The following is a 23645-nucleotide window of genomic DNA, read 5'->3' on the forward strand; positions in this document are numbered from 1 at the left end:
TATATCAGGAGCAAAATCCTAAAAATAAATTTGGGGGATGAATTTTATGGCTTTAACAATTGATTTTGATACTCCTCAAACTGGTACACCTCGTTCTGTTGGAGTTACAGGCACTGTTGCTAGGAATAGTCTTGCTTATTTAACCATTAGACTTAATGTTACAAACGCTGTTTCAACAGGAAGAGATAGATCGTTTTATAGAGTAATTGCTTATGATAATACAGCAAATGGAACATCATTAGCTGTTAATACCTCTTATACTTTGTCAATTGTACCAAAATTTATAACAGGTGATACTGTTGACGAATCTACTGGTGTAGTAACTGCATGGTCATATACCATCTAGAACTATTTATAATGGCATGGAGCAATTTATTGCTCCATGCTTTAAACTAATGGATTAAAAAAAGAGGTGACAAATTTGTCAAATATAATAATTTATGCTACTAAGAGTCTTACGGTAACCAGTAAATTGATAAACGGAAATATGAATAAACCTACTATAACTGTAGGTAGTGATGGTATACACAACTATATTAGTTACCTATTTTTTGATATTTCTAATATACCAAGTAATGCATCAATTTCTAGTGCAGAACTTGTATTGTTTAAGACAAATAATTTTTATAATGATTGTAGGAAAATATTTTCAATATACCCCCTATATGATTATTTTAGCACTTATACAACTTTCAATAATCGACCAGAAGTAAATATCAATATTAAAAAAAATTTTCATCCAATAACTTCAGATGTGGCTATAACAGTGGATTTAACCGATTTTGTTGTATTATGGTTACAGAACAAATTAAGTAATACAGGTATAGCATTACTTGATAGAAGTAATAGTATTCTTACACAATTTGGTTCTTCAATATGTAAGGATAAATATCTTGTTCCATTTTTAAAAGTGGTTATAAACGACGAGTACAAATGTTGTAAGGAATGCAATTGTTGTAACAAAGGCGAAGGTACTATAAGGCAGGTAAATGTCAAGGGAACTGTTGCAGAGAATTCAAAGTATGTAGCCATAGTAAATATTGGAGTAACAAGAAGTGGTACTGGACATACAGATAATTATTATGTAACTGATGAATATAACAATTTATCAAATAGTAGTCCTCTTTATGTAGATAAAACCTATAATATGGCTATAGTACCAAAGGAAAATCCAGGAGATATAGAGACTGTAAGCTTTTATGGTTCATATAAGGAGTAGATTATTGTTTTCTACTATAGTTAGTAATCTTTTGTTTAAATTAATATAAAACTGTATGATTACTAATTAACATAAAATATGGTAAAGATAAATGAGATTTTATTGGAGAGATTAACAATAGAATAAGCATCTATTATTACTATATTTAATAATAGTAATAAAGGAGTGATAGTATGGTTGAAAATGTAAGTAGTATGAGAGTTGATTCTGAGAAAAGTAATAAAAAAAATATTGTATTTTTCGTAAAACAGGGACTAGATAGTTTTTTAAAAGATATTATTAATGAATTATCCCATGACTATGTAACTAAAAAAATAGTGGTAACAAATTTAAAACAAATTGATGAAGGGATGAAGTTTGCCGATATATGCTGGTTTGAGTGGTGTGATGAATTAATATCCTATGGAAGCAAACTGGATATTGCTAAAGAAAAGAATATTATATGTAGAATACACAGCTATGAATCCTTTACTGAATATCCATGTAATGTTTACTGGAAAAATGTTGATAAAATCATATTTGTATCAGAACATATAAGGAATTTTACTATTAATAATTTCAATATAGATAAAGAAAAAACAATGGTAATTCCTAATGGTATAGATATTGATAAATGGACTTTTAAAGATAGAAAACCTGGGTTTAATATTGCATATGTAGGTTATATAAACTATAAGAAAGGACCTATGCTATTGCTTCATACTTTTAAAGCTATATACGATAAAAACAACCAATACAAGTTATATATTGCTGGTAAATTTCAAGATGCTAGAGATGTTTTGTATTTTAATCAAATGATAAAAGAATTTGACTTGGAAGATAATGTGATTTATGAGGGGTGGCAGGATAATCTAGATAAATGGCTAGAAGATAAAAATTATATATTATGTACAAGTATTTTAGAATCACAAAATATTAGTGTTATGCAAGCTATGGCAAAAGGAATAAAACCTATAATCCATAATTTTGTTGGTGCAAAAGAAATATATCCTCAGTGTTTAATTTGGAATACAATAAATGATGCTCTTGAGATGGTAATTGATAGTAAATATGATTCTCAAGAGTATAATTGTTTTGTTAAGAATGATTTTGAGTTGCAGGATCAAATAGAAAAACTAAAGGCATTATTCATAACTCTAGCTGAAATAAAAAAAGTTTCAATGATTGATCAACCATTAGTTACTATAGGAATAACAAATTATAATGGTAATAAATACTTATCAAAATGCGTAGATTCTTTTATAAATCAAACCTATCCTAATATAGAAATTTTACTTATAGATGACTGTTCAACAGACGGCTCTGATGAAATAATTAGAAATTATGAGAAAAAACATAAAAATATACGCGGAATTTATCATAGTCTGAACTCAGGTGGAGCATCAAAAGGAATTCAAGAAATTATTAGTAACGCAAAGGGGAAGTATTTTCAATGGATTGCTTGTGATGATTTTGTAGAAAGGGATGCTGTTTATAAATTTGTGGAGTATTTAGAAGAAAATACCAATAAGGACTATGTATTTAGTGACTTTAATATAGTGGATGAAGATAATATAATAGTTCAGCAATGGAATTACCAAGTTCATCCTAAAGATGAGGTCATTGAACGTATTTTTAAATCTGCATCGGGTATTATACCTATGAATTGTCTTCATAGATTGAACTTTTTTAAGGACAATAAAATAAATTGGATAGTTTATAAAAACAATGATTTTTCGGCAGATACATTGAATTGTCTGCAGTTAATAAAATATAATTGGAATTATGGAAAAGTAGATGGTGCAGTAGTAAATTATAGAATTCATTCAAATAATTTATCACATAACTTACAAAGGAGAATAGATTCATCTGTTACTATATTCGATTATATAATTAAAAATTTTAAAGAAGAAGTATATGCATCTGAAATTAAATGGAGTCAATTTGAGGATAGAGAGCAGCTAAAAAATTATGTAATAGCTGAATTTTATTATAATCAAATTCAAAATCATTTAAATATGAAAGCAATACCACAATATATAAAGTGTAATATTGCTAAAGAAGAAATAGTAAAATATTGTTTTGTTTTTGCAAAGGAAGGGATGAAGTATATTGATGAAGGATTAAAGCATGGAGGAGCTTTTCTAAATGAATTTCTTAATTTAAAAGAGTTATATGATAAATATAAAAAAGAAGTCGAAGATTTAGGAAGTGTTTAGTAAATAGAAATAACATAAAAAATTCTATAGTTTTTTTAATTTCACATACTTTCAGGTATAAAAATAGTAATTTTAAGTAATATATACAAAAAAGTATAAGTTTCTGTTAAAATAATATTAGAAATTATTTTATATAATTATATAAGGGGGAATTATAAAATGGAAAAAAAGACAAGGGGATTTTGGACTACATTAGTGTTAGTACTTTACATTCTTGGAGGAATTAGTTCAATAGTAACGGCTATCACAAATAAGTCGTTAGCTGAAATAGTTCCAGAGGCTGCTCTTAGCGGTGGTATGATAGTATATTCAATCATATCTGGTATAATAATTATTCTTATTTCTATAGGTATTTTTATGTGGAAAAAGATGGCGGTATATGCTTTGGCAGTATACTATCCTGTTAACTTTTTATTAGGTTTAATTACAATGGATTATAGTATGGCACCAGTAGTGATTGGTTCAATAATTGGTGGAATAATAGGTATTATAATAACATATCTAATAGTATTCAGCCTACTTAAAAAAATAAAATATAATGAAGAAGTAGAAAATACAATGAATGTATAAAATTAGGGTATAATAAATAAAGAAGATAGATTCTATCTTCTTTATTTATTATAAAATAGGACAAGGAGTGAAGAATTTGAAGGTAGATTTCAATCTTTCAAAGAAGAAAAAGTATATACTGATTGTCATTGCAGTAGTATTATTTATAATACTTTCAGCAGTAATAATTGCTATAAAGTTAAAAGGACCAAAAGAGAAGACAACAATTACTCATGAAGATAGTTATGAAATCAAAGGAGAAGAAACATTAAAATTTAATGGTGTTAGTATTATAAGTGATGAACAAATTATTATTGTAGATAAATCACAAGGAGAATTAAAAGATATAAAAGTTAAAGATGGACAAGAGGTAAAGAAAGGCGATGTATTATTTTCTTATCTTAATACTGCAGTTGAAGATCAAATAGCACAATATGATAGGGAAATAACTTCAAATAATGGCAAAGTATCTAGAGTGAAGAAGGAAAAGGATAAAGTTAACTCAAGCATTAATAAGCTACAAGGAGATTTAAATGCTATAAGTGGTGAACTAAATAAAGTTCAGAGTGAAATATCTAAGCTTAGTACATCACAAGAAAAAGAAGCTCAAAGTCAATATAATGAATTATTGAAAACAAAAGATGTCCTTGAAGGTAAGCAACTAGAAGTTTCTCAACAAATAGAAATGTTAAGGAGTCAAGTTAATGGCATAGAAACTGAAGTAGCAAGTTATGAAGAGGGAAACAAGTCAATAGTAACTGAAAGGGATATTTTAAAGAAAAAAATAGGTAAAGATATAATTGCAGATATAGATGGAGTAGTGAAAGTAAATAGCAAGGGTATAGATGATCCAACTGTAGCCTATATGAGAATAATATCTAAAGAGCCTTTAGTTAAAGCAGAAGTTTCTGAATTTGATGTAAAGAATTTAAAAATAGATGATGAAGTAATGTTAAAGGTTATTAGTAGTGGAGAATATATTAAAGGTACTATAACTGAAATTGACGAGCTACCTATTGAAGAACCAGGAAGAACTACAACAGGATACAATTTTTACATAAAACCAGAAAAGAGTATCAGAATAGGGTTTAGCTTAGAGGTTAAGTGCAATTACAAAGGAATAGAAATACCTAAAGATTATGTATATGAAAAAGATTCTAAGATACATATACTTAAGGAAAAAGGCGATTCTTATGAAGATATAGAAATAAAAGCAACTTTAGAAAATGATAAGTATTATTTATTAGATGGAGCTATAGGGATAGGAGATAGGTTGATTAATAATCCTTCTACGGTACTAGAAGGGAGCAAATAATTATGATTAAATTAAAAGACATAAATAAGTTTTATGTTACGGGGGATGAAACTCTTCAGGCATTAAAGGATGTTAATTTAGAGATAAATAAGGGTGAGTTTCTAGCAATAATGGGACCCTCTGGATCAGGAAAATCAACACTTATGAAAATATTAGGATTGCTAGATAAAAAGTTTGATGGAAGTTACACATTTTTAGATAAAAGTATAAGTTCTTTTTCAGATGATGCTTTAAGTAAGTTTAGAAATGAAAAGATAGGATTTGTATTTCAAGATTTTAACCTTATAAAAAGGCTTTCAATAAAAGAAAATATTGAAATACCTATGCTTTATAGAGGTCATAGAGTAAAGGAAACCAAGAAGCGAGTTGTAGAACTATTAAAAAAGGTTAATCTTGAGAGTAAAATAAATAAGTATCCTACTGAATTATCAGGTGGACAACAACAGAGGGTATCCATTGCTAGAGCATTAATTAATAATCCAGATATAATAATTGCAGATGAGCCTACAGGTGCTTTAGATAGCCATACATCTAAGGAAATAATGGGTATGTTTAGAGAACTTAATGATGAAGGAATTACTATAATTTTAATCACCCATGATATAAATGTAGCAAGACAAGCTAATCGAATAATGTCTATTTTCGATGGTGAGCTTAAGGAAGGAGAATTTTAGATGAAGCTTAGTGTTCTAATTTTTTCTGCTTTAAGAAATCTTATAAGAAATAGAAAAAGATCTTTCTTAACTATGTTAGGTATAATAATAGGAATAGCAGCAGTAATTACCATAGTTGCATTAGGTGAGGGGTATAAGAATAAAACTATAAAAGACTTTACAGGGGAAAACGAAGGTAAAGTTGTGTTAAATGCCATGTTTACTCCATCAAATGCGGAACATATTAATGCTACAGGAAATAGTTTTAATAATAATGATAAAAGAGCTGTAGAAAGATTACAAGGAATTGAATCAGTAGAATATATATATTCTAGCAATGAATATGGTGAGCTTGTAGATTTACAAGTGAGGGGAGCTGCAATTCAAGGAATGGCTTCAAAGGTAGAAAAAACTGATTCTCCAAAGATTATAGGAAGAAATTTAAGTGAAAAAGATAATGAAAATTCAACAAGAACTATGGTATTAAGAGAAAGCCTAATTGGTGATAAGGTTGGAGAAAAAGAAGAGTTAATTGGAGGTATTGCAACCTTAAAGGGTATTACCTTTGAAATTGTAGGTATTATAGAATCTGATGAAGATGAGGAGTTTAGCTTTAGCTTTAAACCAGATATTCAAATTCCAAAGAACACCTATGATAAGTTCTTCCCTTCTAGTGATGTAGTTCAAGGTATGAGTATTACCTTAGTTAATGGAGTAAATGTTAAGGATACTATTAAGGATATAGAAAACACCCTTAATGAGGAAGGCTCTAAAAAAGCTGAAGGAGAATATATGGTAATGGATACCAGTGGAATAATAAAAATCATGGGTTCAGTACTAAATACATTAACTTTATTTATTGCTGGAGTTGCTGGAATATCATTATTTATTGCGGGAATAGGGGTTATGAACATGGTTTATACTTCTGTTTCTGAGAGAACTTTAGAAATTGGAATAAAGAGATCAATAGGAGCCAGAAGAAAAGATATAAAGCGAGAGTTTTTAGTAGAAGGAGTTGTTATTACTGTCACTGGTGGAGTGATAGGTTATGTATTTGGGATAATAATTGCCAATATCATATCTTATTTTATGCATATGGCAATAATCCCAAGTCTATTTACTGCATCTGTAGCTATAGGAATTTCCATATTTATAGGTATAGTATCTAGTATAATTCCTGCTAATAAGGCTGCTAGTGCAAATACCATTGATATACTAAAATAAAAATAGTGGTAGACTTTTTAAATATAAAGGTCTACCACTTATCTATTTATCAAGGTTTACGATGGTAATAGAATATGCATCGTATTCTATTAACCCATCTTTTCTCATTTTATTTAATTCACGGGATAATGAGGATCTTTGTACCCCGAATTTTTCTGCTAAATCCTTTTTAGTTACTTCTAGTTTAATTATATTACTCTTTTGAACATAGCTTTCATACATTAGAAAGTCAATTATGCATTGTCTTATAGACTTAAGAGAAAGTGTTTTTATTTTATCTGTTAAAATTAAGGTTTTGTCTGAGATGGAGTGAAGAAATTTAGATAAAAAAGTAGTATTACTTTGGCAGAGACTTAAAACTAAATCTTTTTTTAAGTGTATAAGTGTTACTTCCGTTTTTGCTAGAACCATCATTGGATAAAAGTTTTTATGGGAAAAAAGAAGATTTCCTCCTAGTTCACTGCCCATAGTAAAATCACTTATTGAGATATAGTTTCCTTTCTCATCAGTGCTTTGTACAGAGACAATTCCTTTCAAGACCATATCAAAAGTAACACATTTTTCATTTTGAAAATAAATTACGGAATTTTTTTTATAAGTTTTTATATTGAAAGAATCTTGTACAAATAAATGATTAATAGTGCTCATAGAAATATCTTTAAATAATTCTGTATTTTCAAGAATAGAAATAAAATCTAACATTATTATTTCCCCTTTTTTAAAATTAGTTACCTTGGTAACTGATTATAATATTAAAACAAATTATAATACAAGTAAAGATATTGAAGGGAGAAAATAAAATGGATATTTTCACAATAATTCTTTGGGTAATTACATTGACTTGGTTTATTTGGTCCATAATTAAAGATAAAAAGAAAACTTTTAACTCCATTAAAATGTCAAGTGGACTAATGAAAAGCATGATAGGAGAAATTATAGGAATACTTTTTCTTATAGGATTAATACTTACATTCATTCCACCAGATACAATTAAATATTATTTAGGGCAATCTAATATTTTTATGTCCACAATTATTTCTGCATTTGTAGGAAGCATCACTTTAATACCAGCTTTTGTTGCTTTTCCACTGGTAGGTTCCCTAGTAAATGCAGGAGCTAGTATAGTTCCTATAGTGGCATTTTTAACAACTCTTACCATGGTTGGTTTTGTTACATTTCCTCTTGAAAAAAGAGAATTTGGTGTTAAATTTGCATTGATTAGAAATTCATTAAGCTTTATATTTGCTGTGGCTATAGCACTTTTCATGGGGGTGATAATATGAGTTTAATTATTAAAAAAGTAAAAAATAATATGTTATTAACTTTTGTTATTTTAGCTTATTTGCTTTTATTGATTTTTATGCCGGATAAAGGAATTATGGCTTTAAATAATAGCTTATATTATGTGAAAGAAATGCTTATAATAATGCCGGTAATACTTCTACTAACATCTCTCATTGAGGGATGGGTTCCTAAAAAAACTATAGAAAATGCACTAGGTGAAGATTCAGGGGTTAAAGGATATATATTTTCCTTTTTACTAGGTAGTTTTTCAGCAGGTCCTATTTATGCAGCTTTTCCTGTATGTAAGATGCTTATAAAAAAAGGAGCCAGTATAGCAAATATAGTAATAATCTTAAGTGCTTGGGCAGTAATTAAGATTCCGATGCTAGCAAATGAATCTAAGTTTTTAGGTCCTAAATTTATGGTGATTCGATGGAGCTTAACTACAATATTTATTATTATAATGGCAATTATAACTTCAAGATTTGTTAAAAAAGAAGAATTACCTAAAGAAGATATTATAGAAAAGGAAGATGCAATACTAATTATAGAAGAGGACTTTTGTATTGGTTGTGGATTATGTACAAGGATAGCATCAGAAGATTTTATATTAGAAAATAAAAAAGCAAAGGTTAATAAAAATATATTAAAGTCACAAGAAAGTGAAAAGATTAAACTAGCTATATATAAATGTCCTGCAAAGGCAATTAAGTATAAATAATATATTATAAAAAATAAAGAAATAAAGGAGAAATTTATAATGGTTGAAAAAATTTATCAAATGACTAACAGCGATAGTAGAACAGTTGAAATGCTTATTTCAGATGAAAATGTTCATTACTTACACATGATTTTTAATAAAGGAGAAGGACTTCCAGAGCATTTTTCAAATTCTAATGTATATATGGCTGTACTAAAAGGCACGTTATCAATTGGATTAGATGACCAAGAAATTCATGAATACAAAGAAGGCACTTTATTAAAAATACCATTTAAAACTAAGATGAATGTTGGTAATAAACATGATGAAATTTTAGAATTAACTGTGGTAAAGTCACCTGCTCCATCTAAATAATTACACAATAGGGTAAAAGCTTTTAATTAATATATATAATTTACTGAATTTAAAATAAATAATTGAATAAGTTAAAAAAGCTGTTGAATATTCAATAGCTTTTATTCTATTACTGTAATTTTCAACAGAATCTAAATAATAGTATATTGATTCAAAATAAAATATTGTGGTATAATTGTATATCATTTCAATAATCAATAATTATTGTTTATTGAAATAAGTTATTCTTAAAGTTAAAATAAAAATAAAGTCTTAAATACATGGAGAAGAAATAATATGAAGAAAAATTGGATTATCGTCACAATAATTATAACCGTGGCTGTAGGATTAGGAGCCCTTACATATAAGAGTTACATTAAGAATAATCATACTGAAAATATGATTAAAAATGATAAAAATAAGTATGATGCATCAGCAGAGATAAAGGATGCATTAAAGTTACTAAGTAGTAAAAAACAAGCTGAAGTTATAACTAATGCAAAAACCTCTTCTAATGTACTAGCTCTATCATTTGAAGGAATTAGTGATGCTAATACTATGGGAAAAATAGTGGAATTATTAAATGAGTATGGTGTAAAAGCAAATTTTTTTATTCCAGGTATTAAAGCTGGAGAAGACCCTACCACAGTAAAAAACATTAAAAAAGCGGGGCATGTAGTAGGAAGCGAAACTCTTTCAGATGCTAGGCATATGGAAAAGTTATCTCAGAAAGAGTTAATTACTGATTTTTGCCGTGGTAATAAGATAATAGAAACTATAATTAAGGAGAAACCAAATTTACTAAAGTGTAAATCTACCACATATACTGATGAAGTCCTAGAGGCAGCATACGCCTCAGGTAATAAGTACGTGGTTCATAGTGATCATTATCTTAGCTATCAAAGTTTCAAGGATTATGGGCAAGCTCAGAATTATGTAAATAAATTAGATAAGGGCACAATTATTTCCATTAAGGTTAATGGTGTTCTTGATGATTTTGAATATGAAGGAGAAATAGAAGAGGAAAAGCCAGCTATAGATAAAGAAGCAGGGAAAGATGATTATACTAAGGATGAAAGAGAAGAAATAACCGTTGTTAAAATTGTAGAATGGTTGTTGAAGGCCATAGATGAACAGAAAATAACTGTTGTCCAAGTGAATGAATTAGTAGGAATGAAAAGTGATGATGAAACTTCATCACCTGAAAATATGTCAAATAAAGATGAAATTTATATAGATGAAAGTTATAAAGAAGAAAAAAATACTTCACAAGGAAATAGTGAAGAAAAAAATTCTTCAGATTTAGTAAATTTTAAGGAGCTAATAGAAAAAAATAATGGTAACCTGGCTCCTAATATTTCAGAGTTTTACACTACTAAAAAAGCATTATCTTATACCTTTAGAGGATTAGGTAATGAAACTGCATTAAATTCAGTTTTAATATCTTTAGATAAAATAAAGGCTAAAGGAACTTTCTTTGTCACTAAGGATGAAATAGAAAAATATCCAGATAGAATTGCTAACATATTAAAGAAAGGGCATGAAATTGGCAATGGAGGAATAACAGTTAGCTCAAGTTTATTAGACAAATCTACAGAAGAGATTTGTAAAGAAATATATGAAGTAGATAATTTATTAAGGAAGATTGGTGTAAATACTAAAGCATACATGCCTGGATATGGTTATGTTGATGTTGAGGTTCAAGAAGCTTTATCTGTTATTAATAAAATTCATGGTATTAAGGGTTATGAATTGTTTACTTATTCTAAATCTCCTATTAATCATAAATATAAAAACATGAATGCAGAAGAAGTTGTAAAAGATTATCTTAATTTAAATACTTATATGTCATTAAGAAAAGGTGAGATTGTTTACTTTAGGCTAGACTCAGATTTATTTGAAGATAAGAATACTGTAGCAAATATTATTGAATTAATTACCGCTAACTATGTAAAAAATGGACATGCTAATAAGTATAATGAAGCAACACAATCCTATGTTTTAGTTGAAAAGCCATTGAATTATTCTGTTGAGACTTTAAGTGAATTGCAACACACTATGGAATCAGCTTCTCAATTAGGGAGATATAGGATGGCGGGGAATAATATTAACTCATTAATTAGGAGGTCTTATGAAGAAGCTTTATCTATGATGAAATCTAATTACATAGGTAATAAATATGTGGATTTAAGTGATTTAAATGAAGAGGAACAGGTTTTAATGGATAAGACAGGGACTATTGATACCAATGGTGAAGATGTAATATTCTTTACCTTCGATGATTGGGGAGGAGATCCTGTTGTTAATGAGATTTTAGATGTACTTAATAAACATAAAGTAAAAGGAAGCTTTTTTGTAATATCAAAGTACATTGATACTAACGGAGATGTATCTAATGCTAATCCTAATTTACTTAGAACCATTGCATTTAATGGTCACGATATTGGAAGTCATAACTATAATCATGAAACTTTAGATACAAACAAGAGTAAATTGGAGATTTCTTTAGTTAAATCCTATGATGCTATGGCTAATGTTATAGGTGATTTAAATTCATTAAGACCATACTTTAGACCACCAACTTTACTTGTTAAAAAGGAAGGGCTAGCACAGGTATTTGAAAGTGGATTTAAATATTCTATTAATGGAAATATTTCAACTCATGATTATGAAAGTAGTTCTTCCCAAGAAATTGTTCATTCATTAGAAGAAAGTTTAATCAAAGGTAGGGGAAATATTATAGTAATGCACATGAACAATCAAAGTTATTATACCGCAGAAGCCTTAGATATTTTCTTAACTAATAATGAGAATGGAGTATACGGAACAAAGTATAAAATTGCAAAGCTAAGCGATTATTTAGAATAATAATTTTTGTAACATATGAGGAGTTTAAAAATGAGGTTAGATACTATATGAAAAAAATAAAAAAAGATGAAACCCGTGATGTCCTTTTAAATCCCCGTAAAGATAGACGGTTATTATCAAATGTTCCTGATAAGGAAGAAATTAGAGATAATATTGACCGTAGGGGATATCAACTTTTGGATGATCATAAAGAAGACCCTAGTGGTTTTATAATGAGTAAGAATGCTGGTATAAGATATGTAATGAAAACGGATGTGGAAGTTGTTTGTAAAAGCAGCAAAGGAAATAAAAAGTTATTAGTAAAATCTATAGACATTTCTACCACGGGGCTTTTGTTAGAATTAAAAGACGAAACACAATTAAATATAATAAACAATGCTGAGGAGATAAAGTTAAAATTTAAAATATTACCTGGTTCTATGCCTGAGGGCTATGAAATGAAAGTGAAAATTAAAGGTGAAAAAGTTAGAGATTCTATAACATCTGAAGGAGAAATTATCTGTGGAATAGAGTTTACAGAAATTTTGTCAGAGTATTCAAGTAGAAAAAAAGATAGATATGTACTTGTTACTTCTAGTTTTCTTTTATTATTTATTACATTATTTATTATATTAATGCGTGCAGAAAGTATTATATATTTTAAATTTAATAAATGGATATACCTTTATAGTATTATTGCAGCAGTATTTTTGCTTAGTAGATATTTATTTGGAATGTTATATAAACCTATGCCAATAGATGTGGATTATACACCGGGAGTAACAATTATTATTCCTTGCTTTAATGAAGAAGCGTGGATCGAAAGAACAATTCTAAGTTGCATAAATCAAGATTATCCTATAGACAAGCTGGAAGTTATAGTAGTAGATGATTGTTCTAATGATAAGTCTGTAGAAAAAATTAAAGAAACTATTGAGAGGTTAAGTAGTGAAGCAGAGAGATTTGAAACAAAACACAGGTTAAAATATTTTGTACAAGAAAATAATCTAGGTAAAAGGGATGCTTTATGCAGAGGAGTTAAGGAGGCTAAACATGACTTAGTTGTATTTGTTGATTCAGATAGCTTTTTAGATCCCTTTGCTATAAGAAACCTAGTTCAACCTTTTAAAGATCCTAAAATGGGTGGCGTATCAGGAAGGACAGATGTGGCTAATACATACACTAATGTATTAACAAAGATGCAATCAGTGCGTTATTACATAGCCTTTAGAATTATGAAGGCAGCAGAGGCTTATTTTGATGCTGTTACCTGTTTATCAGGACCATTAGCTTGTTATAAAAAACAAATAATTCTAGACAATATGGATTCATGGTTAAATCAAAGGTTTTTAGGTCAGAAGGCAACCTTTGGAGATGATCGTGCTATGACTAATTTTGTGTTAAAAGGCCATCGAACAAGTTATCAAGATACAGCTATCTGTTCTACCATTGTACCTAATAAATATAAAATATTTCTTAAGCAACAAATGAGGTGGAAGCGTTCATGGCTAAGAGAATCAATAATTGCAGGTAAATTTATGTGGAAAAAGGAGCCTTTTATGGCAGTATTCTTTTATATGGGTGTAGTAGTTCCTATTGTTGCGCCAATAGTTGTTACATATAACTTAATTTATGTTCCAATTATCCATAATATATTTCCAACAACTTTCTTAGTAGGAATATTGATGATGGCTTTAATGATGAGTTTTGCTCAAATGTTTCTTAGAAAAAGTACTACATGGGTTTTTGGTATGGTATTTTGCATTTATTATGAGGCAGTATTATTGTGGCAGATGCCTATTGCATGGGTAACCTTTTGGAAGTCAACATGGGGCACGCGAATGACTCCCAGTGATATAAAGGCTCAAAAGAAGAAGGAACAGAGAACTACTTCCAGTAAGTTTAAGAAAAAAGGAGGGAAAAACAATGAAAAGTAATACTTTTTCTCCTAAAAAGAAAGATAGGATTAAGATAGCAAGAGGTATATTACAAGGAGTTATTTTAATTATATTGTTAATAGCTATTATAAAAGCTTTATTTTCATTCTCTGTATATGAGCCTTACAATTCATCTAAGGTAAGTAATAATCAAGATAGTGGCTTCATTGCAGTATCATATTTTGGTGTAGATAGAACAGGAAATGATACCTTAATAAGTACCAAAAGATTGGATGAACAGCTTAAAGCATTAAAAAATAACGGATATGTAACAATTACTCAAAAGGATGTAGTGGATTATTATTTAAAAGGTAAGGCATTACCACCTAAATCACTATTTTTACTATTTGAAGATGGAAGAAGAGATACAGCAATATTTTCTCAGAAAATCATAGAAGAATACAATTTAAAGGCAACTATGCTAACTTATGCTGATAAATTTGAAAAGGAAGACTCGAAATTTTTAAGTTCTAATGAGCTATTAGAGTTAGTAGATAGTTCTTACTGGGAATTAGGTACAAATGGGTATAGACTTGAATACATAAATGTATTTGATAAAGATTCAAATTACTTAGGCAATTTAAATTCAGTTGAGTTTGCAGAATCAGCTTCAAGTATGGAGAGAGATTATAATCACTATTTAATGGATTATATTAGAGATGAATATAATATTCCCAAAGAGTCCTATGAAGAAATGAAACAGCGTATCGATAGTGATTATAAGGCTTTATCTAAAGTGTATACTAAGGAAATTAGTCAAGTGCCTAAACTATATGCCTTAATGCATTCTAATACAGGTCAGTTTGGTACTAATGACAAGGTAAGCGAAATAAATGGTAAATGGATTAAAGAGTTATTTAATATGAATTTTAATAGGGAAGGTTTCTCGCTAAATACAATAGATAGTTCAATCTATGATTTAACTAGAATTCAACCACAGTCCTATTGGTCAACCAATCATTTGCTAATGAGAATTTTGGATGATACGAAGCAGGATATTGAATTTGTAGTTGGAGATAAAGAAAAGGCAAGTAAATTTAAAGAGGTATCAGGAAAAGCAGAGTTTAAGGATGATATTATTATATTAACATCTTTATCAGAAGGAAAAGGTGTCCTTAAACTATTAAATAGTGATACTTATAAGGATGTTAAGGTGTCAACAATATTAAATGGGAATATCATAGGTTCTCAAGGTATTTATTTGCGAGCTAATGATGATCAAAGTGATAGTTTATGTGTTAGACTTATGAATAATGTAATAAGTATTATTGAAAATTCAAAAGGTAGTTCTAATGTCATATTCTCACTAGATTTAAGTAAAAATAAAGAAGAAAAATTTGATATAAGAGATGGAGGAAGCAGAAAGGTTGATATAACATTAGTTAATGATAAAATTAGTATAGACATTGATGGTACTAATATAGCTAAAGATTTGGATGTAACTAATGAGAATCAGGGAAGTATTTATTTAGAGTCTGCATGGGGAGAATATGGATATAGTCAAAGGAATATTGCAGATGATGTATATGATGGCGTATTTAAAAAGTTTAGAATAACTGATGTTAATGATAATGAATTGTATGACAGCTCACTAAAGGGAGTTGATAGTATAATTTATTCCCTTAGAAATTTTACTGATAAAATTATAGACTGGTTTATTAAATATTTATAGATTATAGAGGTGTTAAATGGGTAAAAGAGCAAAAAATACTTGGATTATTATTACTTTGACTTTAATAATAAGTATGTTTCTATATGGTTGTTCAAAAGAAAAAAATCCCTTGGGAAATAGCAGTAAAGTACAGGTTGGAGAAACAGCTGCAATTGAGGATAAAAAGATATTTGATGAAAATATAGATAACTTATCAGCATGGATCACTTATTGGGATTTAGATGTTCAAGGAGAGATTAAGTCTTTAGATAAGCAATTAAAGGAAGTTTCATATTTTGCAGCTTATTTTGATTCCAACAATGAACTGATAATGCCACAGCAATTAGTAGATTACTATAATAGAACAAAGGATGAGGACTATACTAAATATCTTACTATTGTTAATGATAAAATAAATAGTGATGGAACTTCATCACTAAAGGATAAGGATCTTTTAAAGACATTGCTCACAGATTCTACCTTAAGAAGTAAACATGTTAAGGATATAATAAGTTTAGCATCTCAGTATGGTTTTAATGGAATAGAAATTGACTATGAACAAATTAAGGATGATATGGGATTATGGAATAATTACCTATTGTTTATTAAAGACCTATATGATGAATGTGATGGAAGTGGACTAAAATTAAGAGTTATATTTGAGCCTAATGTCCCTTTTGATGATCTAGAGTTTATAGAGGGTCCGACCTATGTTATGATGTGTTACAACCTACATGGAGGATTTAGTGAACCGGGAGAAAAAGCAAATCCTCAGTTCATAAAAGAATTGATGGATAAGATGGAAAGAGTACCAGGAAGTAAAAATTTTGCCATTGCTACAGGTGGATTTAATTGGGCTTCAGATGGAAAGGTAACTTCCTTATCTGAAGTAGAAGCTAAAGATTTAGTAAAAGAATATAGTGCAAAAGAGGAAAGAGACAATAAAAGCAAATGCATAGTGTTCAAGTACACTGATGAGGATGGGATTGAACATGAAGTGTGGTATGCAGATAAAAATACATTAAACTCATGGATGCAAGTTATAAAGGAAAAAGGCTATGGCATCAGTGTTTGGAGACTTGGTGGAAATGCATTTCATTAGTTTATAATATAGAATTTTCAAAGTAATAATATATAGAAATTTCATAGATAAAAAGAGTGATATTCTTACAGATAATAAATTTGAAGGGATATCACTTTTAAGTATAATATTTTTTTGTAAGTGTAAGGTGGATAACCTAATTTATATTTATTTGACAAAGGATATTTTTAGAAACTATAATTAATGTGATTCATATAATTATATAGGATTAAAATAGTGTGTTAATTTTATGAAAGTATATTAGTAAAGCAGTATGCTGCAACAATATATTTTCAGTATTGAGAAAAGCTATACTCTTTGTGAACATATGCAATTAAATTTTAATAGATAGAGCATAAAATTTTAAAACTAGATATTTAAAGATTATAAAAAGTAAATATGGGGGTATAAAGAAATGAAATTCAACAGAAAAGATATAATCGGGTTTCTTTTTCCAGAGTTACAGATAGTTGAAACTGTAAAGGAACACGGATTTATAGCAATGCCAAATAAAAGTAATAAGGAAAAGAAAATTCAAAATATGGAGCATGTAAATAGTGAGGGTAATGCTTATTCTAAAAATAATTTCAGAGAGATGAACAAAACTACTAAACAGAATCTAGTTAATAAATTAGATGAATCACAGAGTGGAAATGTAGCAACATATCAACACAAGGACACTTCTAAGGTGAAGACTGATGATATAGTAGATGTTTTTAGTAGTATTAGAGAAGAAATTGGAACCTTAGTTGTAGGACAAACAGATTATCTGGATAATCTCTGTACTGCATTTAAGCGTCCATTTATAACAGGATATGACAACTTAAAACCTAAGAATGCTATTATTATTCTTGGAAATAAAAGCACAGGAAAACATAGTAGCATATCTTGTATTGCAGATATTCTTAAACAGAGGAGAATTATTAATAGTAATAATATTTTAAAAATAGACCTCTCTTTGTATGCTACAACTTCGGATTATGAAGTATTTTTATCTGACTTATATAAATGTTTATATGGAGAATCTGATATTGTAATGTTTGATAATTGTGATAAGTGTCATTCTAGTATTATTGATGTAATAGAATCATTAACAATCACTGGTAAATATACCCTTAGTTCAAGATATGTATTTCAAAATAACAATCTTGTTGAATCAAATGGAATGCTTTTACAAAATTCAATAAGTGAGATAAGTTCAAATAATAAGTATTTTGTTTTTGTATCAGAGAAATCAGAAAATGATATGTTAAATATTTTTGGAACAAAATTTATGAATTGCATAGGAGACATACTTCATACTAAGAATTTTAATTATGAGGAACTTAGAAAGATATCATTGATACTAATTGAAGATTTAAAGATAAAATGCAGTAAAAATCTTTCAATGAATATAAGCTATGAAGATGCTATTTCTGAACTAATTATATCAAATTATAAAGTTGTATCTGGAATAAGTAGTATGAGAGATTTTGTTGATTCTAATATATATAAGCCATTAGCAGAATTTAAATTAAAAAATACTATTGAAGATAATAATGTATTTTTATCAGTTAATGGTGAATTAATGATGCAAATTGATGATAAGTTTATAAGATTAATTGATATTCTGCCTCAAAAGAATGTATCGGGTATTGATGATGTTAAAAAAGAATTAGAAAGTATAGTAGGGATTGAATCTGTAAAGCAGTATATTTTGGAACTTGAAGATAATTTAAAAATTCAAAGGTTACGAGAAAATGCTGGATTTAAGGCTACTAATATTTCAATGCACATGATATTTACAGGAAACCCTGGAACAGGTAAAACCACAATTGCACGGATAGTTGCTAAATATCTAAAAGCTCTTGGAATATTATCGCAAGGTCAATTAAGAGAAGTAACTAGAGCTGATCTTGTAGGTCAATATGTTGGGCAGACAGCAAAATTAACCAATGATATTATAAAATCTTCTTTGGGAGGAGTTCTATTTATTGATGAAGCATATGCTCTTTGTAGAGATAAGCATGATACCTTTGGACTTGAAGCCATAGATACATTAGTTAAAGGAATTGAGGACAACAGGGATGATTTAGTTGTTATCTTGGCTGGATATAAAGAAGAAATGGAAGATTTTTTGAAAACTAATTCAGGTTTAAAATCACGCTTTCCAAACATAATTAATTTTGAAGACTATAAACCAGAAGAAATGTATGAAATTTCATTTATTACAGCAAAATCTAAAGGATATAAGGTTTCTGAGGATTGTAAAGAGCAACTCATAAAACTATTTGAAAAAAATCAAATTAAGGGCAAAAATGATAGCGGAAATGGTCGTCTTGCTAGAAATGTAATAGAAAAGGCTATACTTAATCAATCTAAGAGATTGATAGTAGATTCTAATGCACCAATGGACTTATTATGTTACGAAGATTTTAAATTTGAAGAAATAGGTAAGTTTAATTTAGAGGAAAGTCTTTCTAAGATTATTGGACTTGAGAATGTTAAAGAGTTTGTGAGAACTCAATATAAATTATTAATCGCACAAGAAAAACGTAGAAAAGCAGGAATGATTGTAGATACATCACAAGCTTTGAACATGATTTTTAGCGGGAATCCGGGTACTGGAAAGACAACAATAGCAAGACTTATTGCAGATATGTTTAAAGAGATGGGCTTGTTAAAATCAGGACATTTAATAGAAACTGATCGTAGTGGATTAGTGGCAGAATATGCAGGACAAACAGCTAAGAAAACTGAAGAGGTATTTAGATCTTCTTTAGGAGGTATTTTATTTATAGATGAGGCCTATGCATTAGCAAATGATAATGGCGGCTTTGGAAAAGAAGCAATAGATACTCTCGTTAAACTTATAGAGGATTATAGAGGAGAAATAATTATTATTCTAGCTGGATATAAGAAAGAGATGGAAGATTTTTTAAAAACTAACTCTGGGCTTCAATCTAGATTTCCACTTAATATAAATTTTCCAGATTATTCAGCAGATGAGCTATTTGGAATAGCTTTAAAGATGATTAAAGATACAGGTTTTAGGCTAGGAGAAGGAGCTGGTGAAGTCCTTAAGGAGGAAGTTATTCTATTGCAGAAACAGTCCAATGAACATTCTGGCAATGGACGTAAGGTAAGAAATTATATTGAGGATATAATGAGAAAGCAATCAGCAAGAATTGCAATGAATGATATACCTGTTAATGAAATGAATATGATTATAAGTGAAGATATACAACCTAAAGATAAATCAATTGTTAACTTTGATTTAGAAAGTGAATTATCTAAAATTATAGGACTTGAAGAAGTTAAGGAGTATATACGTAGTTTAAATGCAAGACTTAGAGTACAAAGAGAACGCAAAAAACTTGGGCTTGTAGCAGATAATACGCAGACGTTGCATATGATATTCAAGGGAAACCCTGGAACAGGAAAAACAATGGTTGCAAGAACAGTAGCAGATGTTTTATATAATATAGGTGTCATTAAAACAAATAAGTTAATAGAAACAGATAGGTCTGGACTTGTTGCAGGATATGTTGGACAAACAGCAATAAAAACTAAGGAAAAAGTCATGGAAGCTATGGATGGTGTATTGTTCATTGACGAAGCTTATTCACTTTCACAGGGTGGAACTAATGATTTTGGAAAAGAAGCAATAGATACATTAGTAAAACTAATGGATGATTATAGGGATAGAATAGTTATCATATTAGCAGGATATAGTGATGACATGGATGAATTTCTTGATGTAAATGCTGGATTAAAATCAAGATTCCCTAATATAATAAAATTTGAAGACTATTCTACAGAAGAGCTTATAGAGATATCTGGAATGTTGTTTAAGAGTAAAGGATATGAAATTGATTCATTAGCTAAAGATAAACTTAAAGATATATTTGACATAGTAAGACTTGAAGCACAGTTTGGAAATGGACGCTATGTACGTAACTTGTATGAAAAAGCAGTGAATAATCAAGCAATGCGATTAAGTACAGATATGGATTTAACAAAAGAAGATTTAACTACTATAGTTGATACGGATATAGAAAGGTTGTAATGAGATGAAAAAATTAAAAAATTTACTAGGATATATAATTGCTACTATTTATTTTATTTTTCCTATGTGCTTAGTTTTGCTAATGTTAATTCTTATGCCACTATTTTTTATAACGGATGTTAGTACAGTTAGAAGTTCAGGGTTTGCTGGTCAAAATACAGCAGGTTTATTTATAGGTATGTGTGGGCTTTTTACTGGAGTATCTCTTCTTATACCACCACTAAGGAAGATGTATAGAGTATTACCATGGTTGTATTCATTTGTAAAAATATTCTATGTTAATCTAATAATTCTTGGTATTGGACTTATAATATTAAATTTTGGTTATCAAACACAAAATAATACTCGTCATACTGTATTTTTTATTTTGATGATATTACAGGTAGTTATTTGTAGATTAGCAATGTGCATTTATTTTAAGATAAAGCCAGCAAAAATCATTAATGAGAGGTAAATTTATGAGTAATAAACAAAATAGTTTAAAAAAGGGTAATGATAAGATTAAGAAAAATTTTATAAATACAAATGAGAATACAAGTGAACAATTAAACATTCCTGATAATCAGTATAGTGAGGCTCAGGATGATATTGAATGTAAAAAAATAAATATAATTGAAGAAAATAATGATGAATTTAATAAAAAAATTGAGCAAAAAAGAAAAGATAAGCCATTAAAGATTTTTGGATTGATATGTATTTCTTTTGGAATATGTTTTCTTATTTTTGAAGGAGTATCAAAAATAGATACTTCAGAATCAGCTAAAAATGCCCTTAAAAATAGAGTATCTACAGCTATTTCAGCAGGAACTATTCTCTTATCAAAGGATGAAAATACTCAAGCACAGGATTATACTATTACACATAAATCTAATGCAAATGATACTAAAATTTGGGTTTGGGATTATGCTGGTGAGGATGGTGACTATGTACAAGTACTTGTAGATGATGCTCCATTAGGGGAAGCATTTATGATTAAACACAAACCAAAAGAAATTATTGTACCAGCAGTAGGGAAAGTTCAAATAAAAGGAATAAGAGACGGCGGAGGTGGTATAACCTATGCAATTAGATATGATATTAATGGAACTAGCTATTTTAATGGTACCCCTGAAGGTGAATTAAATACTTATACATTAATTAAAGAATAAAATTAACCGGTACGGTCAATGAAGGGGGAGCTTTTTGAATAATAAATTTTTAAATCTTCCTAAAGAGAAGAAAAATGCAATTACATTTAGTAGTCAACCTAGCTCTCACTATAAACATGGAATAATTTACATCACTGCTTATTTATATATAGTTATCAGTGTTATATTATATTTATTTTAAATTTTATGAATTATAATTACATGTTTTCCCTATATAAGAAATTATTTGCGTTGTTAAAGTGCTTCTTTTATAATAAAATAATATATATCTATAAAATAAAAAGAAGGTATATAAAATGTTTGACTTTAAATTTGACTGGCAAGATGATTTAAATACCAATATTGGGAGAATTGATGAACAGCATAAAGAACTTTTTAGAATTGCTCGTAATATAGAACAATTATTGATAACAAAATGTGCTACCGTAGATTCTAAAATTCTTCTTGATATAATATGTGAGCTTAGAGAATATATTTCTTATAGCTTTTATGAAGAAGAGAAAATAATGAAAAAAGCTAATTACTCTAATTATGAAGAACATATAAAATCCCATGAGGAATTAAAAAAAGTGATTATGAATATTGAGCTATCAGTATTAAAGAAAAAGCCTTGTGAAGAATTAAAGAAAATTAAAGATTCTGTACAAGACTGGATTTTTCAGCACATGATGATAGAAGATAAAGCAATGGCAGAAGAAATATTAAAGAGTCCAACCTACATTTAGAATGTATGTTGGACTCTTTAAATTTATTTCTTTTTACCTAAAATGCGTATCAAGTATATAAATAAGTTAACGAAATCTAAATATAATTCTAAAGCGGCAATTATAGCAAACTTATTTGTGGTAGCGGCATCATAACCGTAATTTTGTTCATGTATTAATTTAACCTTTTGCATATCATAGGCTGTTAATGCACAGAAAACTGCAATACCAATATAATTAACAAACATAGATAACTGATCAGAACCTATAAAGAGATTGAATAAGCTAGTAACTAATATACCAACAACCCCCATTATAGCAATTCTACCTACCATTGATAAGTCCTTTTTGGAGGTCATACCTATCATGCTACAACAAAAAAACATGGCAGAAGTTACTACAAAAATACTTATGATGGACTCGAGACTGTAGATAGTAAATATTGCCCCAAAAGTAAATCCGTTTACTATAGAATAGGTTATAAACATGGCAAAAGCAACTTGAACAGAAAGTTTATTAATCTTTCTGCTAAGTAAAACTACTAAAGCTAATTCCACAACAATAATACCTATTACGAAAGCTGAGTTACTATAGATTAACATCATCATAGAAACATTAGTGGAAATAAAATAACCTACAGCAAAGGTAATTATTAGTCCGATGGCCATATATAATAAGGTCTTATTTATAAAATTATTTTGGCTCTTACTATATGAAATTTCATTCATAATAT

General features: G+C 28.7%; 21 protein-coding genes. 19 read left to right on the forward strand and 2 right to left on the reverse strand.

The annotated features are described in order from the left end of the window. Positions 1-46 precede the first annotated feature (46 nt). The 7 genes from ACTNBA_RS12530 (at position 47) to ACTNBA_RS12560 (ending at position 7158) form a co-directional block, all read left to right on the forward strand. Positions 47-346: a hypothetical protein gene (locus ACTNBA_RS12530; RefSeq protein WP_150844550.1), complete on the forward strand. Its 300-nt coding sequence runs from the start codon at positions 47-49 to the stop codon at positions 344-346. A gap of 75 nt (positions 347-421) precedes the next feature. Continuing rightward, complete coding sequence (locus ACTNBA_RS12535; RefSeq protein ID WP_441074471.1) at positions 422-1219, forward strand: DNRLRE domain-containing protein; 798 nt, start codon at positions 422-424, stop codon at positions 1217-1219. Between the two features lie 173 nt (positions 1220-1392). Continuing rightward, positions 1393-3417: a glycosyltransferase gene (locus tag ACTNBA_RS12540; RefSeq protein WP_441074472.1), complete on the forward strand. Its 2025-nt coding sequence runs from the start codon at positions 1393-1395 to the stop codon at positions 3415-3417. Between the two features lie 159 nt (positions 3418-3576). Then, on the forward strand, positions 3577-3987 hold the full coding sequence (locus ACTNBA_RS12545) for a hypothetical protein (RefSeq protein WP_441074473.1): 411 nt from the start codon (positions 3577-3579) through the stop codon (positions 3985-3987). Between the two features lie 76 nt (positions 3988-4063). After that, entirely contained in the window at positions 4064-5281 is a 1218-nt protein-coding gene (locus ACTNBA_RS12550; RefSeq protein ID WP_441074475.1) for an HlyD family secretion protein, read from the forward strand. A gap of 2 nt (positions 5282-5283) precedes the next feature. Next, a complete protein-coding gene (locus ACTNBA_RS12555) occupies positions 5284-5955 on the forward strand; it encodes an ABC transporter ATP-binding protein (RefSeq protein WP_441074477.1) in 672 nt (223 codons plus the stop codon). Beyond that, positions 5956-7158: an ABC transporter permease gene (locus ACTNBA_RS12560; protein WP_346920835.1), complete on the forward strand. Its 1203-nt coding sequence runs from the start codon at positions 5956-5958 to the stop codon at positions 7156-7158. Positions 7159-7200: 42 nt separating this feature from the next. Here the strand turns inward: ACTNBA_RS12560 and ACTNBA_RS12565 are convergent, their stop codons facing one another. Further along, a complete protein-coding gene (locus tag ACTNBA_RS12565) occupies positions 7201-7860 on the reverse strand; it encodes a Crp/Fnr family transcriptional regulator (RefSeq protein WP_441074479.1) in 660 nt (219 codons plus the stop codon). A gap of 98 nt (positions 7861-7958) precedes the next feature. Here ACTNBA_RS12565 and ACTNBA_RS12570 point away from each other — a divergent pair, with 98 nt between their 5' ends. The 12 genes from ACTNBA_RS12570 (at position 7959) to ACTNBA_RS12625 (ending at position 22933) form a co-directional block, all read left to right on the forward strand. Beyond that, a complete protein-coding gene (locus ACTNBA_RS12570) occupies positions 7959-8441 on the forward strand; it encodes a permease (protein ID WP_441074481.1) in 483 nt (160 codons plus the stop codon). Continuing rightward, positions 8438-9163: a ferredoxin gene (locus ACTNBA_RS12575; RefSeq protein WP_441074483.1), complete on the forward strand. Its 726-nt coding sequence runs from the start codon at positions 8438-8440 to the stop codon at positions 9161-9163. Before ACTNBA_RS12570 ends, ACTNBA_RS12575 begins: the two co-directional genes overlap by 4 nt. A 39-nt stretch (positions 9164-9202) precedes the next feature. After that, positions 9203-9517, forward strand: coding sequence for a cupin domain-containing protein (locus ACTNBA_RS12580; protein ID WP_346867478.1), 315 nt, complete (start codon positions 9203-9205; stop codon positions 9515-9517). Positions 9518-9793: 276 nt separating this feature from the next. Further along, on the forward strand, positions 9794-12364 hold the full coding sequence (locus tag ACTNBA_RS12585; RefSeq protein ID WP_441074485.1) for a polysaccharide deacetylase family protein: 2571 nt from the start codon (positions 9794-9796) through the stop codon (positions 12362-12364). Between the two features lie 47 nt (positions 12365-12411). Beyond that, positions 12412-14280 (forward strand): glycosyltransferase family 2 protein, encoded by a 1869-nt coding sequence (locus ACTNBA_RS12590; RefSeq protein ID WP_441074486.1) that lies wholly within the window; start codon positions 12412-12414, stop codon positions 14278-14280. Continuing rightward, positions 14270-15952 (forward strand): polysaccharide deacetylase family protein, encoded by a 1683-nt coding sequence (locus ACTNBA_RS12595; RefSeq protein WP_441074488.1) that lies wholly within the window; start codon positions 14270-14272, stop codon positions 15950-15952. The genes ACTNBA_RS12590 and ACTNBA_RS12595 overlap by 11 nt, the downstream gene beginning before the upstream one ends. A gap of 16 nt (positions 15953-15968) precedes the next feature. Next, a complete protein-coding gene (locus ACTNBA_RS12600) occupies positions 15969-17033 on the forward strand; it encodes a glycosyl hydrolase family 18 protein (protein ID WP_441074489.1) in 1065 nt (354 codons plus the stop codon). A 394-nt stretch (positions 17034-17427) separates the two neighbouring features. Beyond that, positions 17428-21060 carry an AAA family ATPase gene (locus tag ACTNBA_RS12605; RefSeq protein ID WP_441074490.1) on the forward strand — a complete coding sequence of 1211 codons (3633 nt, stop codon included), beginning with the start codon at positions 17428-17430 and terminating at the stop codon, positions 21058-21060. Between the two features lie 4 nt (positions 21061-21064). Continuing rightward, entirely contained in the window at positions 21065-21514 is a 450-nt protein-coding gene (locus ACTNBA_RS12610; RefSeq protein WP_035134999.1) for a hypothetical protein, read from the forward strand. Positions 21515-21518: 4 nt separating this feature from the next. Next, complete coding sequence (locus ACTNBA_RS12615; RefSeq protein ID WP_441074493.1) at positions 21519-22208, forward strand: hypothetical protein; 690 nt, start codon at positions 21519-21521, stop codon at positions 22206-22208. A gap of 34 nt (positions 22209-22242) precedes the next feature. Beyond that, complete coding sequence (locus ACTNBA_RS12620; RefSeq protein WP_156964383.1) at positions 22243-22389, forward strand: hypothetical protein; 147 nt, start codon at positions 22243-22245, stop codon at positions 22387-22389. A 115-nt stretch (positions 22390-22504) separates the two neighbouring features. Then, positions 22505-22933 carry a bacteriohemerythrin gene (locus tag ACTNBA_RS12625; RefSeq protein ID WP_346866969.1) on the forward strand — a complete coding sequence of 143 codons (429 nt, stop codon included), beginning with the start codon at positions 22505-22507 and terminating at the stop codon, positions 22931-22933. Positions 22934-22956: 23 nt separating this feature from the next. On the opposite strand, the gene ACTNBA_RS12630 is transcribed toward ACTNBA_RS12625, so the two are convergent. After that, positions 22957-23640 carry a Bax inhibitor-1/YccA family protein gene (locus ACTNBA_RS12630; RefSeq protein ID WP_441074495.1) on the reverse strand — a complete coding sequence of 228 codons (684 nt, stop codon included), beginning with the start codon at positions 23638-23640 and terminating at the stop codon, positions 22957-22959. Positions 23641-23645: the final 5 nt, after the last annotated feature.

This window comes from Clostridium sulfidigenes (assembly GCF_052067195.1).
Lineage (GTDB): Bacteria > Bacillota > Clostridia > Clostridiales > Clostridiaceae > Clostridium_J > Clostridium_J sulfidigenes.

What these genes read in the sequence shown, in the direction of transcription:
- ACTNBA_RS12560 (WP_346920835.1), top strand. Translation starts at nt 5,956, where the DNA reads ATGAAGCTTAGTGTTCTAATTTTTTCTGCTTTAAGAAATCTTATAAGA.
- ACTNBA_RS12545 (WP_441074473.1), top strand. Translation starts at nt 3,577, where the DNA reads ATGGAAAAAAAGACAAGGGGATTTTGGACTACATTAGTGTTAGTACTT.
- ACTNBA_RS12580 (WP_346867478.1), top strand. Translation starts at nt 9,203, where the DNA reads ATGGTTGAAAAAATTTATCAAATGACTAACAGCGATAGTAGAACAGTT.
- ACTNBA_RS12570 (WP_441074481.1), top strand. Translation starts at nt 7,959, where the DNA reads ATGGATATTTTCACAATAATTCTTTGGGTAATTACATTGACTTGGTTT.
- ACTNBA_RS12595 (WP_441074488.1), top strand. Translation starts at nt 14,270, where the DNA reads ATGAAAAGTAATACTTTTTCTCCTAAAAAGAAAGATAGGATTAAGATA.
- ACTNBA_RS12615 (WP_441074493.1), top strand. Translation starts at nt 21,519, where the DNA reads ATGAGTAATAAACAAAATAGTTTAAAAAAGGGTAATGATAAGATTAAG.
- ACTNBA_RS12575 (WP_441074483.1), top strand. Translation starts at nt 8,438, where the DNA reads ATGAGTTTAATTATTAAAAAAGTAAAAAATAATATGTTATTAACTTTT.
- ACTNBA_RS12540 (WP_441074472.1), top strand. Translation starts at nt 1,393, where the DNA reads ATGGTTGAAAATGTAAGTAGTATGAGAGTTGATTCTGAGAAAAGTAAT.
- ACTNBA_RS12555 (WP_441074477.1), top strand. Translation starts at nt 5,284, where the DNA reads ATGATTAAATTAAAAGACATAAATAAGTTTTATGTTACGGGGGATGAA.
- ACTNBA_RS12590 (WP_441074486.1), top strand. Translation starts at nt 12,412, where the DNA reads ATGAAAAAAATAAAAAAAGATGAAACCCGTGATGTCCTTTTAAATCCC.
- ACTNBA_RS12600 (WP_441074489.1), top strand. Translation starts at nt 15,969, where the DNA reads ATGGGTAAAAGAGCAAAAAATACTTGGATTATTATTACTTTGACTTTA.
- ACTNBA_RS12610 (WP_035134999.1), top strand. Translation starts at nt 21,065, where the DNA reads ATGAAAAAATTAAAAAATTTACTAGGATATATAATTGCTACTATTTAT.
- ACTNBA_RS12625 (WP_346866969.1), top strand. Translation starts at nt 22,505, where the DNA reads ATGTTTGACTTTAAATTTGACTGGCAAGATGATTTAAATACCAATATT.
- ACTNBA_RS12630 (WP_441074495.1), bottom strand. Translation starts at nt 23,640, where the DNA reads ATGAATGAAATTTCATATAGTAAGAGCCAAAATAATTTTATAAATAAG.
- ACTNBA_RS12565 (WP_441074479.1), bottom strand. Translation starts at nt 7,860, where the DNA reads ATGTTAGATTTTATTTCTATTCTTGAAAATACAGAATTATTTAAAGAT.
- ACTNBA_RS12530 (WP_150844550.1), top strand. Translation starts at nt 47, where the DNA reads ATGGCTTTAACAATTGATTTTGATACTCCTCAAACTGGTACACCTCGT.
- ACTNBA_RS12605 (WP_441074490.1), top strand. Translation starts at nt 17,428, where the DNA reads ATGAAATTCAACAGAAAAGATATAATCGGGTTTCTTTTTCCAGAGTTA.
- ACTNBA_RS12585 (WP_441074485.1), top strand. Translation starts at nt 9,794, where the DNA reads ATGAAGAAAAATTGGATTATCGTCACAATAATTATAACCGTGGCTGTA.